The 15883-nt window shown below is 66.4% G+C and carries 17 protein-coding genes and 1 tRNA gene; 10 read left to right on the top strand and 8 right to left on the bottom strand.

Translation table 11 applies throughout. The annotated features are described in order from the left end of the window. Window positions 1-58: 58 nt before the first annotated feature. The 3 genes from DWV11_RS17035 to DWV11_RS17045 are packed head-to-tail and all read right to left on the bottom strand — an operon-like array spanning window position 59 to window position 3115. Window positions 59-1588 carry a tripartite tricarboxylate transporter permease gene (locus tag DWV11_RS17035; protein ID WP_115790114.1) on the bottom strand — a complete coding sequence of 510 codons (1530 nt, stop codon included), beginning with the start codon at window positions 1586-1588 and terminating at the stop codon, window positions 59-61. 1 nt (window position 1589) lies between these two features. Then, the gene (locus tag DWV11_RS17040) at window positions 1590-2105 is read right to left on the bottom strand and encodes a tripartite tricarboxylate transporter TctB family protein (protein WP_115790115.1); all 516 of its coding nucleotides are present in this window, start codon (window positions 2103-2105) and stop codon (window positions 1590-1592) included. Next, window positions 2102-3115, bottom strand: a complete 1014-nt coding sequence (locus DWV11_RS17045) for a Bug family tripartite tricarboxylate transporter substrate binding protein (RefSeq protein WP_115790116.1) — start codon at window positions 3113-3115, stop codon at window positions 2102-2104. The genes DWV11_RS17040 and DWV11_RS17045 overlap by 4 nt, the downstream gene beginning before the upstream one ends. A gap of 237 nt (window positions 3116-3352) precedes the next feature. On the opposite strand from DWV11_RS17045, the gene DWV11_RS17050 reads away from it, so the two are divergent. The 4 genes from DWV11_RS17050 to DWV11_RS17065 all read left to right on the top strand — a co-directional run bounded on the left by DWV11_RS17050 (window position 3353) and on the right by DWV11_RS17065 (window position 7298). After that, window positions 3353-4996: a sensor histidine kinase gene (locus tag DWV11_RS17050; RefSeq protein WP_115790220.1), complete on the top strand. Its 1644-nt coding sequence runs from the start codon at window positions 3353-3355 to the stop codon at window positions 4994-4996. After that, window positions 4993-5697 (top strand): response regulator, encoded by a 705-nt coding sequence (locus DWV11_RS17055; RefSeq protein WP_115790117.1) that lies wholly within the window; start codon window positions 4993-4995, stop codon window positions 5695-5697. The genes DWV11_RS17050 and DWV11_RS17055 overlap by 4 nt, the downstream gene beginning before the upstream one ends. 97 nt (window positions 5698-5794) lie before the next feature. Further along, entirely contained in the window at window positions 5795-6388 is a 594-nt protein-coding gene (locus DWV11_RS17060; protein ID WP_115790221.1) for a carboxymuconolactone decarboxylase family protein, read from the top strand. A gap of 10 nt (window positions 6389-6398) precedes the next feature. Beyond that, window positions 6399-7298 (top strand): RNA polymerase sigma-70 factor, encoded by a 900-nt coding sequence (locus tag DWV11_RS17065; RefSeq protein WP_115790118.1) that lies wholly within the window; start codon window positions 6399-6401, stop codon window positions 7296-7298. Here the strand turns inward: DWV11_RS17065 and DWV11_RS17070 are convergent. Next, window positions 7295-8230 (bottom strand): LysR family transcriptional regulator, encoded by a 936-nt coding sequence (locus tag DWV11_RS17070; RefSeq protein ID WP_115790119.1) that lies wholly within the window; start codon window positions 8228-8230, stop codon window positions 7295-7297. The genes DWV11_RS17065 and DWV11_RS17070 overlap by 4 nt on opposite strands. A 126-nt stretch (window positions 8231-8356) precedes the next feature. Here DWV11_RS17070 and DWV11_RS17075 point away from each other — a divergent pair, with 126 nt between their 5' ends. The 3 genes from DWV11_RS17075 to DWV11_RS17085 all read left to right on the top strand — a co-directional run bounded on the left by DWV11_RS17075 (window position 8357) and on the right by DWV11_RS17085 (window position 10790). Then, on the top strand, window positions 8357-9169 hold the full coding sequence (locus DWV11_RS17075) for a HalD/BesD family halogenase (RefSeq protein ID WP_115790120.1): 813 nt from the start codon (window positions 8357-8359) through the stop codon (window positions 9167-9169). A 116-nt stretch (window positions 9170-9285) separates the two neighbouring features. Continuing rightward, window positions 9286-9882, top strand: a complete 597-nt coding sequence (locus DWV11_RS20190) for a beta/alpha barrel domain-containing protein (RefSeq protein ID WP_115790121.1) — start codon at window positions 9286-9288, stop codon at window positions 9880-9882. Next, on the top strand, window positions 9879-10790 hold the full coding sequence (locus tag DWV11_RS17085) for an ABC transporter substrate-binding protein (protein WP_115790122.1): 912 nt from the start codon (window positions 9879-9881) through the stop codon (window positions 10788-10790). The genes DWV11_RS20190 and DWV11_RS17085 overlap by 4 nt, the downstream gene beginning before the upstream one ends. Window positions 10791-10816: 26 nt before the next feature. On the opposite strand, the gene DWV11_RS17090 is transcribed toward DWV11_RS17085, so the two are convergent. From DWV11_RS17090 to DWV11_RS17100, 3 genes are all read right to left on the bottom strand, one after another. Continuing rightward, window positions 10817-11833, bottom strand: a complete 1017-nt coding sequence (locus tag DWV11_RS17090) for an inorganic phosphate transporter (protein WP_115790123.1) — start codon at window positions 11831-11833, stop codon at window positions 10817-10819. 1 nt (window position 11834) lies between these two features. Next, complete coding sequence (locus DWV11_RS17095; RefSeq protein ID WP_115790124.1) at window positions 11835-12452, bottom strand: DUF47 domain-containing protein; 618 nt, start codon at window positions 12450-12452, stop codon at window positions 11835-11837. A 361-nt stretch (window positions 12453-12813) separates the two neighbouring features. After that, window positions 12814-13473 (bottom strand): hypothetical protein, encoded by a 660-nt coding sequence (locus DWV11_RS17100; protein ID WP_115790125.1) that lies wholly within the window; start codon window positions 13471-13473, stop codon window positions 12814-12816. Window positions 13474-13790: 317 nt separating this feature from the next. Here DWV11_RS17100 and DWV11_RS17105 point away from each other — a divergent pair. The 3 genes from DWV11_RS17105 to DWV11_RS17115 all read left to right on the top strand — a co-directional run bounded on the left by DWV11_RS17105 (window position 13791) and on the right by DWV11_RS17115 (window position 14833). Further along, window positions 13791-13863: transfer RNA gene (locus tag DWV11_RS17105), tRNA-Lys, on the top strand. 70 nt (window positions 13864-13933) lie between these two features. Continuing rightward, the gene (locus DWV11_RS17110) at window positions 13934-14413 is read left to right on the top strand and encodes a carboxymuconolactone decarboxylase family protein (protein WP_115790126.1); all 480 of its coding nucleotides are present in this window, start codon (window positions 13934-13936) and stop codon (window positions 14411-14413) included. A gap of 54 nt (window positions 14414-14467) precedes the next feature. Beyond that, window positions 14468-14833, top strand: coding sequence for a GNAT family N-acetyltransferase (locus DWV11_RS17115; RefSeq protein WP_115790127.1), 366 nt, complete (start codon window positions 14468-14470; stop codon window positions 14831-14833). Between the two features lie 29 nt (window positions 14834-14862). Here the strand turns inward: DWV11_RS17115 and DWV11_RS17120 are convergent, their stop codons facing one another. Beyond that, on the bottom strand, window positions 14863-15507 hold the full coding sequence (locus tag DWV11_RS17120) for a DNA alkylation repair protein (protein WP_210725785.1): 645 nt from the start codon (window positions 15505-15507) through the stop codon (window positions 14863-14865). Window positions 15508-15883 lie beyond the last annotated feature (376 nt).

Below are 15883 nucleotides of genomic sequence, written 5' to 3' on the forward strand. Positions count from 1 at the left end.
GGGCGGCACCTTGGGGGTGCCGCCCGCCGTCGTTTGTTTAACGTGAGCCGGAGTCCGCTTACGCGTGGATCTGGTCCTCCACGTGCAGTGTGCCTGGCTTCTGCGGGCCGAACTTGCGCCACAGGCGGATGAAGAGCGGCAGGGCAAGCAGCACGACGACCAGGATGTAGACGACCACGGCCACCGGCTCGTTGAAGAGGCCGGAGATGTCGCCGGCGCTCAGCTGCAGCGACTTGCGCAGCTGGCCCTCGATGCGCGGGCCAAGGATGAGGCCGATGATCAGCGGAAGCACCGGGAGTCCGTAGCGGCGCATCGCGAAGCCGAGGGCGCCGAGCACCAGCAGCAGCACCAGGTCGAAAGCCTGCATGTTGACCGAGAAGGCTCCGAGGGTGGCGAAGAACAGGATCCCGGCGTACAGGTACGGGCGCGGGATCTGCAGCAGCTTCGCCCAGAGCGGTGCCATGGGGAGGTTGATCAGCAACAGCAGGGTGTTGCCGATGAACAGGCTCGCGATCAGGCCCCAGACCAGCACCGGCTCGTTCTCGAACAGCAGTGGACCGGGTTGGATGCCGAACTGCACCAGGGCCGCCAGCATTACGGCCGCCGTCGCGTTGGTCGGCAGGCCGAGCGCCAGCAGCGGGGTCAGGGTGCCGGCCGCGGAGGCGTTGTTCGCCGCTTCCGGCCCCGCAACGCCTTCGATGGCGCCATGCCCGAACTCCTCCGGGTGCTTGCTGAGCTTCTTCTCCGTCACGTAGGACAGGAAGGTGGGAACTTCCGCGCCGCCGGCAGGCATGGCGCCGAAAGGGAAGCCGAAGGCGGTGCCGCGCAGCCACGGCTTCCAGGAGCGCTGCCAATCCTTCTTGCCCATCCACGGCTGTCCCACCGGGATGGTCTCGGTCTTGTTCCGGCGCAGGTGGGCCGCGATCCAGAGGGCCTCGCCCACGGCGAAGATGGCCACGGCTACCACCACGATGTCGATGCCGTCCGAGAGCAGGGGAAGGCCGAACACGAGGCGCTGCTGGCCGGTCACGGGGTCCAAGCCGATGAGCCCGATGCCCAGGCCCAGGCCCAGCGAAGCGAAACCGCGGACCTTGGAGGAGCCCAGCACCGCGGTGACGGTCAGCAGGCCCAGGACCATGATCGACAGGTAACTGGACGGGCCGAGGCTCACCGCGAACTTCACCACGAACGGTGCGCAGACCGCCAGCAAGGCCGTGCCAATGGTGCCGGCCACGAAGGAACCGATGGCGGCCGTCGCCAGGGCCTGCGCGGCCCGGCCGGCCTTGGCCATTTTGTGGCCCTCGATCGCGGTGATCACGGTGGAGGATTCACCGGGGGTGTTGAGCAGGATGGAGGTGGTGGAGCCGCCGTACATGCCGCCGTAGTAGATACCGGCGAACATGATGAGCGCGCTGGTGGGGCCGAGATTGTAGGTCACCGGCAGGAGCAGCGCCACCGCCATGGCCGGGCCGATGCCGGGCAGCACGCCCACGGCCGTACCCAGGAGCACGCCGATGCAGGCGTACAGCAGGTTCATGGGGGTCAGCGCCGTGCCGAAACCCTGCATGAGCAGGTTGAGGGTATCCATGTCAGAGAACTCCTGCCAGGATTCCGGCCGGGAGCTTGATGCCAAGGCCGAAGAAGAAACCGTAGAAAGTGGCCAGGGCCAAGCCCACCGAGACGAGCCCGTCCCGGATGTAGTGGCGGCTGCCGAGGGCCCAGACGCTGCCCCAGAAGAGCAGGGTGCCGGAAATGACCCAGCCCGCGGCGTCGATCAGCAGGATGTTCAGCACGAAGGCGCCCACCAGAGGCAGGACGGTCTTCCAGTCTGCCGGGTGGGTCAGGTCCACGTCTTCGCCTTCCTCGGCCTGGCCCCGGCCACCGCGCAGCACGTTGATCGCCAAGGCGGCCGCGGAGACAAGCAGCAGGACGCCAACGACCAGCGGCATGGTGCGCGGGCCCACCGGATCGGACTGCGAATACGGGGCGGCGATGCGGGACGCGTCCAGCAGGACGACGGCGCCGGCCGCCCCGAGCAGGGCAGCGATGCCCAGCTCGGAGCGGCCTTTGCTTGCCGGGGTTCCGGCGTCGGTCTTTTGGGTCACGCCAGCCCCAGCTTCGTCAGGACATCGGCAACCCGGGTGTCCTGTTCCTTCAGGAAGGTGCTGAATTCCTCGCCGGTGATGAAGGCATCGGTCCAGCCGTGATCCTTCAGGGCGGCCTTCCATTCATCGGTGCCGTGCATCTTGGTCAGCGCGGTCACAATGCGGTCGCGGTCGGCGTCGGAGACGCCCGGAGGTGCCACGATGCCGCGCCAGTTGGTGAATTCGAGGTCGATGCCGGATTCCTTGAAGGTGGGGGCGTCGATGCCTTCGAGCCGTTCGGCGCCGCTCACCGCCAGGACGCGGACGGAGCCGGTCTTGATCTGCTGGATGTATTCGCCGGCACCGGAAGCGGCGAAGCCGATCTTGTTGCCGAGGATAGCGGGCAGGAGGTCGCCGCCGCCGTCGAAGGAGACGAAGTTGACCTTCTTGGGGTCGATGCCCACGGCCTGGGCGAGCTGCATCGGGAGCAGGTGGTCCGGGCCGCCCGGGCTGGAGCCGCCGCCGACGGCCAGCTTGGACGGGTCCTTCTTCCAGGCGTCAACCAGTTCGCCGATGGTCTTGTAGGGGGAGTCCTTGGGGACCATGATGGCGCCCGGTTCCTGGATGAGGCGGGCCAGCGGAGTGGTGGCGGTGAGCTTGGCCTCGGACTTGTTGGTGTAGCTGGCGCCTACCACGCCCAGGCCCATCAGCATGGCCAGGTCCTTGTTGCCCTTTTCGTTGACCAGGCGGGCCAGGCCTACGGTGCCGCCGGCGCCCGCGAGGTTGAAGACCTCGACGTTGGTGGCGGTCTTAGTGTCGTTCATGACCTTGGCTGCGGTGCGGGCGGTGGTGTCGTAGCCGCCGCCGGCGGTGTTGGGGACCATGATCCGCAGTCCGGTGAGCGGACCCGAGTCCGCGGCGCTTCCGCTGGTGGCGGCGGAGCCACCGCCGCTGGTGACGCCGCAGCCGGTGGCCGCGATTGCAAGGCCTGCAGCGACGGCAATGGCGCGCAGTGCGTTCAATCGACGCATTGTGTGTTCCTCTTCTCATCATCGGGGGAGTGGTTTCACGCTATGGCCTGACGTGACCCCGGTCACGCTTGTGTTCTCAAAGATTGTTTTGTTCATTGTGGTCACGTGCCCTTGGCATCCCGCGGCCGGATAATGAAGGGAAACCACTGCCGAAGGAACCCCGTGCCCGAAGACGTGCCGCTGACGCAGCCCGGCCATCCCCAGCCCGGCACCTCCCAGCCCCGCCGCCGCCGGCGCCTGTCCCTGGCCGGCCAATACCTCGTCCTGCAGCTGCTGATCGTGGCGGCAGTCCTGCTCGGGGTGATCGCGATTTCCCAGGTCCAGTCCGCAGCGACCTTCGAGCGGGTGGAGGGCCGCCGGGCGCTTTCCGTGGCCGAGTCCCTCGCCGCGAACCCCACCGTCCGTACGCTGATCCCGACGGCGGAACCCCGGCACGGTGCGGCCCTGCCATCGGTTGCCGAATCGGTCCGGACGGTGTCCGGCGCCAGCATCGTCATCCTGGCCAAGACGGACGGCACCATCCTTACCTCGCCGGAGGACCCCGCCGCCGTGGGCACCCCGCTCCCGCTGGGCGCCAGCACGGCCCTGCAGGGGCGGGCCTGGACGGGGGCCATGGACATGGGCGGCAGCCTTTCCCTGATGGCCCACGTTCCCGTGCTCGACGACGGCGGACGTACGGTGGGCATCGTCGCCGTCGGACGCCAGTACCCTTCCGTGCTGGAACGCTTCGGTGAGACGGTGCCCGATCTGCTCGTGTACCTGGGCGTGTCCCTCGCGCTGGGCGCGGCCGGCTCGCTGCTGCTGTCCCGCCGCGTCAAGCGGCAAACCTTCGGCCTGGAGCCGGGCGAGATCGCCGGCCTGGTGGAGCACCGCGAGGCCATCCTGCACGGCGTGAAGGAAGGCGTGATCGCCCTGGACCCGCAGGAACGGATCACCGTGGCCAATGAAAGCGCCCGGGAGTTCCTGGGCCTGCCGGAAGATTGCGTGGGCCGCAGCCTCGGCGAGCTCGGGGTGCAGCGGCAGCTCCGTGAGGACCTCACCACCGAGCAGCCCGAGCCGGACCGCCTGCTTCTGGTGGGGGAGCGGCTGGTGGTCCTGAACCGCAAGCCCGTGATGTCCCGGGGCAGGGTGATCGGCTCCGTGACCACCCTGCGCGACCGCACCGAGCTGTCCTCGCTGGAGAAGGAACTGGGCCGCACGCGCAGCACCACGGATACCCTCCGCGCCCAGACCCACGAATTCGCCAACCAGCTGCACACGATTTCCGGGCTCATCCAGCTGGGCGAGTTCGACGAGGTGGTCACCTTCGTGGACGGCGTGAGCCTCAGCCGCAACAAGCTTTCGGACGATATCACCTCCCGCATCCACGACCCCGCGCTTGCCGCCCTGCTGATTGCCAAGAGCAGCCTTGCCAGCGAACGGAACGTGTCCCTGGAGCTGGATGCCGCTTCCGGATTGGAAAAGGTGGATGAGGAGCTTTCACGCGACCTGACCACCGTCGTCGGGAACCTGGTGGACAATGCCATTGACGCCGCTGCCATGGACGCCGACGGCGGTGCAGTGAATGCTGCTGGCGGCTCCGCGGATGGCAAAGTCAGTATCAGGCTCGTCGAGGAGGCAGGCAAGGTGACCGTCACCGTGCGGGACTCCGGTCCCGGCGTCGCGCCCGTCGAACGGGAGGACATCTTCCGGCGAGGCTACAGCACCAAGGCGTCCGACAGCGACGGCGGCCGCGGCTTCGGACTGCCCCTGACCCGGCTGGTGTGCCTGCGCCGCGGCGGGGACGTGGAGGTCCACGACGACGGCGGCGCGGTCTTCACCGCGACGCTGCGGCGCTCGCCCGGCAAGGCGGACACGGAGGAGGGAAGCCCGAACGCATGAACCACGCCCAAACGATCAGGGTCCTGGTGGTCGACGACGACTTCATGGTGGCCAAGGTGCATTCGGGCTTCGTCCGGCAGCTTCCCGGCTTCGAAGTGGTGGGCGCGGCGCACACCGGCGCCCAGGCGGTGGCCGAGGCCAGGCGGCTGCAGCCGGACCTGGTGCTCCTGGACATCCACCTGCCGGACATCAACGGCTTGGAACTGCTGCAGCAACTGCGCGACGTGGTGCCCGAACTGGACGTGCTGGTAATCAGCGCCGCCCGCGAAGTGGAAACCGTGCGACGGGCGCTGCGCGGGGGGATCGTGCACTACTTGATGAAGCCGTTCTCAGCTGACGACCTGCACGAACGGCTCGAGCACTACCGGCAGAGCTACCGGGCCCTCTCGCCGGGCTCGGCAGGCGGGACGGCCGAGCAGGCCGACGTGAACCGGGTCTTCGGCCTGGGCGGGAGCTCGCGTCCGCTGCCCAAGGGCTTCAGCGCCGAAACCCTGCGGCTGGTGGAGGAGCTGCTCCGCAGGACCGCAGGCGCGTCCGCCGACGCGGACCTGTCCGCCACCGAGGCCGCCGACTCCCTGGGCACCTCGAGGGTCAGCGCCCGCCGCTACCTTGAGTACCTCGTGGAGGAGGGCCGGGCCGTGGTGCAGCTGCGGTACGGCGGGATCGGCAGGCCTGAGCGCCGTTACAGGTGGCAGGGCTGAACCTTTTCCGGGATTTTCCGGGCCGGGGTGTCACAGACCGGGCGTGGCCGGTGTCTTCATGCTGCAAGGCAAGGAAACCGAACCCGCAGGAGGAATCATGACCACCCGGATCCCCGCCGCAGAAATCACCGGCCTCTACGGCTCCCTCATCAAGAAGTTCAGCGCAAAGATGTTCGGCAAGGTACCGGAGTCGCTGGGCGTCATGTGGCACAACCCGGCCGTGCTGAAGGCATCCATGGGTATGGGCCAGAAACTGCAGAAGTGGAACAGCTGTGACGAGTCGCTGAAGTCCTACGCCCACATGGCCGTGGCCTCCCTGATCGGCTGCACCTGGTGCCTGGACTTCAACTACTTCATGGCCCACAACCGCGGCCTCGACCTGGAGAAGGCGCAGCAGATCCCTCGCTGGCGCGAATCCGGCGTCTTCACGCCGCTGGAACGCGACGTCCTGGAATACGCCGAAGCCATGAGCACCACCCCCGTGGAAGTCACCGACGAGCTCGCCGCCAGGCTGCTTGACCAGCTCGGCGCGGCGGCTCTGGTGGAGCTCACGAGCGTGATCGGCTACGCCAACCTCACCACCCGCGGCAACGTCGCGCTCGGCATTGAGTCCGAGGGCTTCTCGGACTCGTGCGGGCTGAAGCCCCTCGCGGTGCCGGGCCTCTCGCGGTCCCAAGCGGTCGCGGGGTAGCGTGGCCGGTATGCGCAGCTCCGGCACCACCGACGGCCTGGATCTCTTCGTCACCCACCGCAGCCTGCTCTTCACCGTGGCCTACGAGATGCTCGGCTCCGCCGCCGACGCCGAGGACGTGGTGCAGGAAGCCTGGCTCCGGTGGGCGGGCCTGGAACCCGAAGCCCGGGCGGAAGTGCGCGAGCCGCGGTCCTACTTCGTCCGCATCGTCACGCGCCAGGCGCTCAACCGGCTGCGCACGCTGAGCCGGCGGCGGGAAGAATACGTGGGGGAGTGGCTGCCCGAGCCGCTGCTCACGGTGCCGGATGTCGCCGAGGATGTCGAGCTGGCCGAGAGTGTTTCCATCGCCATGCTCACGGTGCTCGAATCGCTTGCCCCGGTGGAGCGGGCGGTCTTCGTCCTGCGTGAAGTCTTTGACGCGCCCTACGAGGAGATTGCCGAGGCGGTGGGGAAGTCGACGGCGGCCGTGCGGCAGATCTCCAGCCGCGCCCGCTCCCATGTGGCGGCCCGGCGCCCCCGCATGCAGGTGGACCGCACCGAGCAGCAGGCCGTCGTCGAACGGTTCCTGGCGGCCGTCACCACCGGGGACGTGCAGGGGCTGATGGACGTCCTGGCTCCGGACGTGGTCCTCATCGCCGACGGCGGCGGAGTGGCGCAGGCGGTACGGGTGCCGGTGTACGGCGCGAAGAAGGTGGCCAACCTGCTACGGCCCTTCCCGCAGTGGGCGGTCAGCCCGCACATTGGCCTGGTCTGGCTCAACGGTGGCCTGGGCATCCGGATCGACGACGAAGCAGGCGGCCCGTCGCTCATCAGCGTGGTGGTGGAGGACGGGCGGGTCGCCCGGATCTTCGCCATGCGCAACCCGGACAAGCTGGGCCGTTTGGCGGAGGAAACCCTGCTGGCGCGCTAGTGGATCCAGCTCCGTGATTCTTCGATTTCCCGCGCCACCTGGCCGGCAATTTCCACGAAACTGCTGGCCGCCGCACCCTGCTTGCGTCGCTTGTGCCAGGCGACTCCTACGGTCCGCGGAGTGACCTTCTCCACCGGGAGCATGGTGATTCCCGGGCGGTGGGGGTCCACGGACAGCAACGGCAGGACGGCGCAACCGTAGCCGTCGGCAGTGAGGCTGAGGATGGTTCCGTTGTGGTTGCTCCGGAAGATGACCTGCTTGCTGAGTTGCGGGCGGCCCAGCCGCGTCTCGATTTGATGCACATCACGCATTTGCCCGTAGGCAATCAGGGGAAGGCCTGCGAGGTCGTCTGTGGAGACCGGTGTTGTCCTTGCCGCCAGCGGGGAGTCGTTTGAAACCACCAGCACGAAGGGGTCATCAAGAAGATTGACCGCTTCGAAGGGGCCGTCGGTCATCGGAAACACCACGAAGGTCAGGTCCAAGTCCCCGGTTTCGACCATCCCGAGAAGTTCTTCGTCGTCATCCGATTCGGTCAGGACGACCTGGACCCGGGGGAAGCGTTCGGCGAAAAGCCTGAGGGCCCGCGGAAGGATCCGAACGCTGATGCTCTCGTAGCATCCGACCCGCAACGTCCCCGCTTCGCCTCTGTTCAGCGCGGACAAATCGTCCAAGGCGCTCTCCAGGCGCGAGTGGATTGCCTCGGCGTGGTCAACCAGGATCCTGCCCGCCGGCGTGAGGGCAACCACGCGCACGCCTGACCGATCGATGAGGCGGTGGCCCACGATCTGCTCGAGCCGGCCGATCTGTTGGCTGACCGCCGATTGCGTATACCCCAGGGATCGCGCTGCCGCGGTGAACGAACGGGTCCGGCCGACCTCTGCCAATGCGATGAGGTGCCGGAGGTCCAACTGGCTGAGCGGTGACTTGTCCACTATCCCATCATATAAGCGATTTTAATGAATAGAACAAATAATCAGTGTTTGCCCTAATAATGTGACCCGCGCCATGCTTGTGGAGTACCGATTTCCCCCTGAATTTCCAATGAAGGAGTACTTCCCATGGCCACAGTGACGACCCCGGTGATCGCAGACATCCTCGACCTGGAGCGCTACCCCCTGGACCGCCTGGACAGTCCCAAGGGGCGGCTGCTGCTGGACTCCTGCCGCGCGGCCCTCCGGTTTGAGGGGGCATGCCAGCTCCCCGGACTAGTGAAGCAGGACGCCGTCCAGCGGCTGGTCGCCGAGGCTCTGGACAAGCAGGACCAGGCCTTCCGGACCGACAACACGCACAACGTCTACTTCGAGGGCATCGACGAAAGCCTGCCGTCCGGCGACCCCGCTACGTTGCTGCAGCATTCGTCAAAAAAGGCTGTTGCATGGGACCTTATCGAGAAGGATTCGCCCCTGCGAATCGCCTACGAATGGGAGGGCCTGACCAACTTCATCGGCCAAGCCATGGAAATGGACAGCCTGCACAAGTACGCCGATCCGCTGGGTGCCTGCTCCCTGATGATTTTCGAGGAGGGCGATGAGCTTGGATGGCACTTTGACCGCTCGCCCTTCGCCGTCACCCTGATGCTGCAGCCTTCCACCGCCGGAGGCGAATACCAGTACTTCCACAGGCTCCGCACCCCCGGGGACGAAAACAAGGCAGGCGTTGCGGCCCGGCTCCGCGGTTCGGAAGCAGGGCGGATCAAGTTGTCCAGCGAACCCGGAACACTGAGCATGTTCCGAGGACAATATTCAATGCACCGCGTCACCCCTGTTCAAGGACAGCAGACGCGCATCAATGCCGTGCTGGCCTACTCGGAGAAGCCCGACGACAAGATGAACTCCCTGACCCAGCAGCTCTTCTACGGCCGGACAGCGTGACATGAAATCTCCGATCCTGGGATCAGACAGGCAAACGCCCTGCATGCCCGCGCACAAGGGGTCCGGGGAGGATACCGCCGGCCCGAAGCTGCCGGAGTCCCGGGTCATCCCCCTGCATGCTTTTGGCCCGGGCGATTGCGCCGGATGCGGGGGCTGCGCGCGCCGGGAAAATGCAGGCTCCGGCTGACTGCCAGGTGAACCGGTGTCCGGCCTGCCGGCCCCGGTTCACCTGCGCGGCGGGACCACCGGGGGCAGCGAATCAAAGCGCTGCCGAAGAAAAGGCCATCGGCTTTGACATCCTTGAGCTAAGGAACGGGGGGCTGGAAGCAATAGAGGCGCTCAAGAAGGAATCCCCGCACAAGGTGGTGATTGTCGACCTGAACGGTGCAGCCGGCGAGAAGGCGGCCCGCAGGGTTTTTCAGGCAGGCGCTGATCTGGTGCGGGTTTCCGGGGAGAGCGAGGACTCGGCGATCGCCGGCGCCGTGAGGGCGGCGACGGCATCGCACCATAAAGGCGTGGTCGTTGACCTGAGCGAAGTCCAGGACAAATGGCGCCGTGCCGCCGAAGTCTTGAAGCTGGGCGCCACCTTCGTCGAATTCCTGCCGGGACTGATGAGCAAGCCATCCGGAGCAAGCCCCTTACCTTCGAAGACCACCCACCCACATCTGGCCGCTGCGTGCTCGCAGCCGCTCTCCCAAGGAGATCTGACATGAAGAAGTACCTGACCGGATTCACCCTGGCGGCCGCTGTCGCCATCACTCTCAGTGGCTGCGGCGGAGGCGACCCCATGAGTTCGTCCACCACCCCGGCAGGAAGCTCCGGTGACAGCATCATCGTCGGTTCCGCGGACTTCCCTGAAAGCCAATTGATCGCCAAGATCTACGCTGAGGCCCTCAAGGCAAGCGGAGTCGACGTCAAGGAAAAGCCGAGCATCGGCAGCCGCGAGGTCACCATTCCCGCCCTTAAGGACGGCTCCATCGACCTCATGCCCGAATACAGCGGATCGCTCCTTCAGTACCTCGACCCCGGCACCAAAGCCGTGACCCCGGATGAGGTCATCCGGGAACTCGGCGCGAACACCCCTGCCGGATTGATCCTGCTTTCGGAATCCCGGGCGGAGGACAGGGACGTCCTTGCAGTGAAGAAGGAGACAGCGGAGAAGTACAACCTCACGTCCTTCAGTGACTTGACGCCGGTAGCCGGAGAGCTGGCCTTGGGCGCCTCTCCGGAGTGGAAGACGCGCTTCAACGGCCTTGTGGGACTGAAGTCCGTCTACGGCCTTGAGTTCAAGGAATTTTCAGCCCTCGACGCCGGCGGGCCGCTTACGCTGAACGCCCTCCTTTCGGGCCAGGTCCAGGTAGCCGACCTCTTCGGCACGGATCCCGCGCTGGCAGAGAACAACCTCGTGGGACTCAAGGACGACAAGAATCTCTTCCTGTCCGAGAACATCGTGCCGCTCATCAACCAGAAGAAATCCACGGAGGCCGTCAAAGCAACCTTGGACAAGGTTTCCGCGGCGCTCACTGCGGAAGATCTCATGAAGATGAACGGGCGGGTGGCCAAGTTCGAGGACATCGGCGAAATCGCCAGGGACTGGCTCCAGAGCAAGAAGCTGGCCTAGCCGGCAGTCTCAGAACTGGGCCCGTCTCAGAGCTTGGCCAGAGGCGAGAACGCGAGCCCGAGGACAAACGCCACTGCTGCCGTCACCGCCGGGGTGAGCAGCCAGAAGCCCAGGATCCGCAGCACCATGGGCCGGTTGGTGACGGAGAAGTTCTGGTTGGTGCCGGCGCCCAGGACCGCGGAGGTGAGGGTGTGCGTGGTGGACAGCGGCAGGTGCAGGCCGATCGCCCCGATGAAGAGCATCAGCGAACTCAGGCTCTGCGCCACGAAACCGCGCAGCGGATCGATACGGGTCAGCTTGTGTCCGAGGGTGTGCGAGATCCGCCAGCCGCCGAACAGGGTGCCGACGGTCAGCAGCACCGCGGTCAGCACCACCGGCCACAGAGGCAACTCGCCGCCGTCGTACAGTCCTGCCGCAACGCCGGCCAGCAGCAGCACCGAAATGGTGCGCTGGCCGTCCTGCAGGCCGTGGCCGAAGGCGACGGCGGCCGCGGAGACCGCTTCGGCCCGCCGGAAGCGGCTGTGCACCACGTCCGGCTGGGTGAAGCGGGCAGCCCAGGTGACCGGCCAGACCAGCAGGTAGGCGGCACCGAAGGCAATGACGGGGGAGAGCACGAGCGGCAGGACAACCTGGAACAGCAGCGCGTTGTCCACGCCGCCGATCGCGTGTCCGCCAATCAGGGTGCTGGCCGCGCCGGCACCGGCGAAGCCGCCCACCAGGGCGTGCGTTGAGGACAGCGGGATGCCGCGCCACCAGGCGTAGGCGCCCCACAGGATGGCCGCGGCGAGGGCGGAGGCCAGGATGGCCAGCCCGCTGACGCCGTCGGGCAGCTCGAACAGGCTTTGGCTGGACAGCAGCGCGAAGCCGCCACTCAGCATGGCGCCGGCGAAGTTGAACACGGCGGCCAGCAGGACCGCCACCGAAGAGGTCAGGGCCCGGGTCCGGACGGAGAGTGCGACGGCGGTGGAGACGTCGCGGAAGCCGTTGAGGAAGGCGAAGCCGCAGGCCAGGGCCACCACGAGGGCGAAAAAGCCGATCGCCACGTCAGGCTTCCTTGACGATGATGCTGCCTACCTGGGTGGCCACCCTGCGCATGTCCTTGGTGACGTCAACCAGCTGGTTGGCGATGTCGCGGTGGCGGGCGTACTGCGCGGCTTTCATGTCCCGGTACATCTCGGCCACCCAGGTCCGGTGGCTGCGTTCGGCCCGTTTGGCCAGGCGCAGGATTTCGATCCAGTAGTCCTCGAGTTCGTCGAGGTCGTCCAGGCGGCCCATGGCCTCGACCGTGAGCTCGGCCTGGCGGCTGATGATTTCCAGTTGGTCGGCCGCCCGCTTGGGCAGCCGGTCCAGCTTGTACAGGGCGACGAGTTCGCCAGCGGCATCCAGCTTCTCCATGGCTTCGTTGAGGAAGCGGGAGAGGGCGTACATGTCTTCGCGGGGGAGCGGGTTGATGAAGCTGGTGCGCATGTGGGTAAGAAGCGCGAAGTGAAGTTCCGTGGACTTCGATTCATGCCCGTGGAGTTCCTCGACGAGCCGCCCGTGTTCCGTGACGGGTGCCCCGAGGATTTCCGAGAGCGTTCCGGTGGCCTCAAGGATCTGGCGCGCCATCTGGGAGAGAAGCTTCAGGCCCGCGGATTCCTGGGGAAAAAGGCGGAGCTTCATCGTGGTGCCCGTCCTGCGGATCCGGCTGGGTGTGCGGCAACGGGGGTCGCATGACTTGACGCGGGAACGTTCACAGACACCAACTTTACGGCAGTTATACCTGCGCCCCGGACTGATTTGCTTCAGCCCGGGCGCTGCGTCCGTGGATGCTCTGCGGCGCGAACGCGGCGGCGGCCGTGAAGTGGACATGAAAATGGTGCCGAACCGGATACGCCTCTCGGCGGTAGGCCGCTCGAAGCGGCTATAAGTTGAAGCCCGGGGGTTTCGCGGTTCGACACCAGTTTCAGTCTTATACCTCGCCCAAGCTAAGTCAACCTTGACAGATTCGGCTCAGGGTGCCTCTGCCGGGGCGCCGGCAGGCTCAATCCAGTTCGCCCAGCCGCCACGCGTTGGCCGCGTGTTCGAGGTCTTCGGCGGTCTTCACGAGCTGGTGCGAGCTTCGGGTGAGTTTGCTGGCATGGCCTTCGTTGGCGTGCTCCGCGCTGTCCGCGATGGTCGCCTGGCCCAGCGCCACCACGCGGCAGAATGCAGCGGAACGTTCCAGCGCGACGTCGAAATCGCCGTCGAACGCGCCCGACAGGATGGCATCCGCCATCTGCTTCATCTCGTCGGCTCCGGGCGGTTCCGCGGCACCGGCGACCACGTGCGAAACCTGCGCGGTGTCCCGGCCGGCCTTGAAGTACACGGAGATCCGTTCGGAGTTCTGCATGGTGGCGGCGCGGAGGGCGTAAAGCCGCCACAGGGCGCCGGGAAGGGAGCGGGCCGGGCTCTCGGCCCACATTTCGGCGATGGCGTCCAGGCCCTGTTCGTCCGCCAGCTTGACCAGGCGTTTGGTCACCTTGGGGTCGTCGCTGTCGCGGCCGCGGCGGACCAAGGCCTGTGCCGCCAGGTGCGCAGCCTCCGACACCCTCGCCGGGTCCGCCCCGCCCGCGAAAGGCTCAAAATCGATCGGCGCGAAAGGCTTGGGCTTGTGGTGCCTGGGTGCTCCGCCGGAACCGTTGGAGGCTGCTGGATCGCTCATGCCCCAACGCTACTCCTGTGCTTTCGCTAGTGCACTCATGGCTTGTTTGGTTTCGGGGCGGGCACCCCGGTTTGTGGGGTCTTGTTCTCTGCGGGAGGCTCCCCTCCTGACCTTCTTTCGCGCCGGCCGTGCCCCGACACGCCGCCCTGGGCCCCGCACCGCCGTCGTTCTCCGGTCAAAAAGGGTCAGGAAGGCTCTTGGGTTTGCTCCCCCTTTCAGCGCCCGACGGCGGAGCTTGCCGGGATGTCATGGCCTCCTTTGGTGTGCGGTAGAGTATTTATCGTCCAGAAATGGACTGGGCCGGCGGTTGCCGGCAGGGGCCTTTAGCTCAGTTGGTAGAGCATCGGACTTTTAATCCGTGGGTCGTGGGTTCGAGCCCCACAGGGCCCACCCCTTTTCTTCTTCCGCTCCTGGCGGGCGGCGACGCCCGTGCCCTGGACTCCCGGCTATCCTCGAGGGTATGGATACGCGCCCCTTCCTGGACAAAGTCATGCCCGAAGCCTGGGACGCCGCGGAGGCCTATGCGGCTGAGATCAGCAAGGCTGTGTTGCAGCGCGGACTCACTGCCCAAGAGGTGGAATTCATCAAGGTGCGCGCCTCCCAGATGAACGGCTGTGCCTTCTGCCTGGACCTGCATTCCAGGCAGGCCCGGCACGCCGGAATCGCCCAGCAGAAGCTCGACCTGCTGCCTGCCTGGCGGGAGACCGACGCGTACACGGATCGCGAGGCGGCCGTCCTCTCGATCACCGAAGCGGCCACGAAGCTGCCGCTGACCGAAGATAGCCAGGCCGAGCTGTCGGCCGCCCGGACAGTCCTCGGCGAGGAAACCTTCGTTGCGGCTGAATGGGTGGCGGTCACGATCAACGCCTTCAACCGCATCTCAATCCTCAGCGGGCACCCGGTGCGGCCGCGCGACGCCGACGGCAAGCTCATCCACTGAACAAGACTTCGCTGGACACGAACTCACCGAACAACAAGACGAGGAGCCCCACACATGACCGATTCCCGTTTCGAAGTGCAGGACCGGCCTGAAGAATCACGCTACGTGCTCATCGACCGCGGCGCTGACGGATCGGCGCAGGACGTGATCGGCGAGGAATCCTACGTGGACGTCGATGCCGCCGGAGAGACCCAGCGCGTGCTGTTCCACACGGGTGTCTCGGAGGACTACGCCGGCCAGGGCCTCGCATCCGTGTTGGTGCGCGCCGCCGTCGAAGATGTCATCGCCGCCGGCTACGCCATCGTCCCGGTCTGCCCCTATGTCGCCGCCTGGTTGCCCAAACACCCCGAGTACGCCGACAGCGTCGTCAAGCCCGCTCCCGCGCATTTCCGCGCCGTGCAGGCCGTGGCCATCAGCTAGCGTCGGCGCCGCCCCAATAGCCCCAGGACCTAGCCGGCGTCCTGCCGCCGTACCATTTCGTTGATCCAGGCCGGCGCGAAGGGAGAGGTGCAGTTGGGCGGCGTCGGGTAATCCTTCAGCACCTCCAGGCGCTCGCCGATGTCGACGGCGCGGGCACGGTACGCGGCGTGCTCGATCCCGATCTGGGCCAGGCACGTGTTCATGGCCCACTGCAGGCGGTCCGGGGCGGCCTTCATTGTGGCCTCGATGATGTCCAATAGCCCGGGAAGGTCCAGGCCCTCCGGACTCTTGACGACGCGTTCGCTGGTGAGAGCCCAGCCCGCACTTGCGACCACCGGATCCGGATCGGCAAACCAGGCCTGCCGCAGTTCCTCGGCGTGCGGGCCCTTCTTCACCACGTAATTCACCAGCCAGTCGTGCACCTTGGGAGTACGTGCGGCGCGCAGCATGGCGTCCAATTCCTCCCGCCCGAACGCCTTCGGCCGGCAGATGAGCAGGGCCAGCAGTTTCGCCGCGGTGTCGTCCGTGGCCCACAGTTCACGTGCCAGGTCCTGCTGGATTTTCAAGCGCTTCGCAAGCGCGCGCAGCTTGCTGAGGTTGACGCCGTGGTCATCGCCGTGCCGCTCATTGACCTCGCGCGATTTCGGGTCCCCGAGTTCGGCCAGCTCGGCCATCGCTTCGGCAAGAGTGGTTCCGTTGGGCGTCGCCTCGGCCACGTCAACCTCCTGTGATCTGGTGCGGATACAAGCGTACCCACGACCCGTTTTCGGGCATGAAGTCTGATTTTTTGAAACGAATAACATCGGCGTGTCGCGGCTGCGACGCGCCGATTGAATTCCTAAAGGGTATTGACTTATAAATCGGCACAGGAATACTCTCCCGCTTGGGTCGATCAAATCGGCCCGCATCCGGTCCGGACGGAGCCTCAGGGCGTTCCGGAGAGCGTGAATGTCGTGGTCTCGCTGGGAGGGGCCACGCGCGTCCAATGCAAGTGGCATTTGCCTGGCAGCGGGCGCATTCTGGGGGTTTACGTCCGCGAGGATGCACGCG

The organism is Arthrobacter silvisoli, from assembly GCF_003369445.1.
Lineage (GTDB): Bacteria > Actinomycetota > Actinomycetes > Actinomycetales > Micrococcaceae > Arthrobacter > Arthrobacter silvisoli.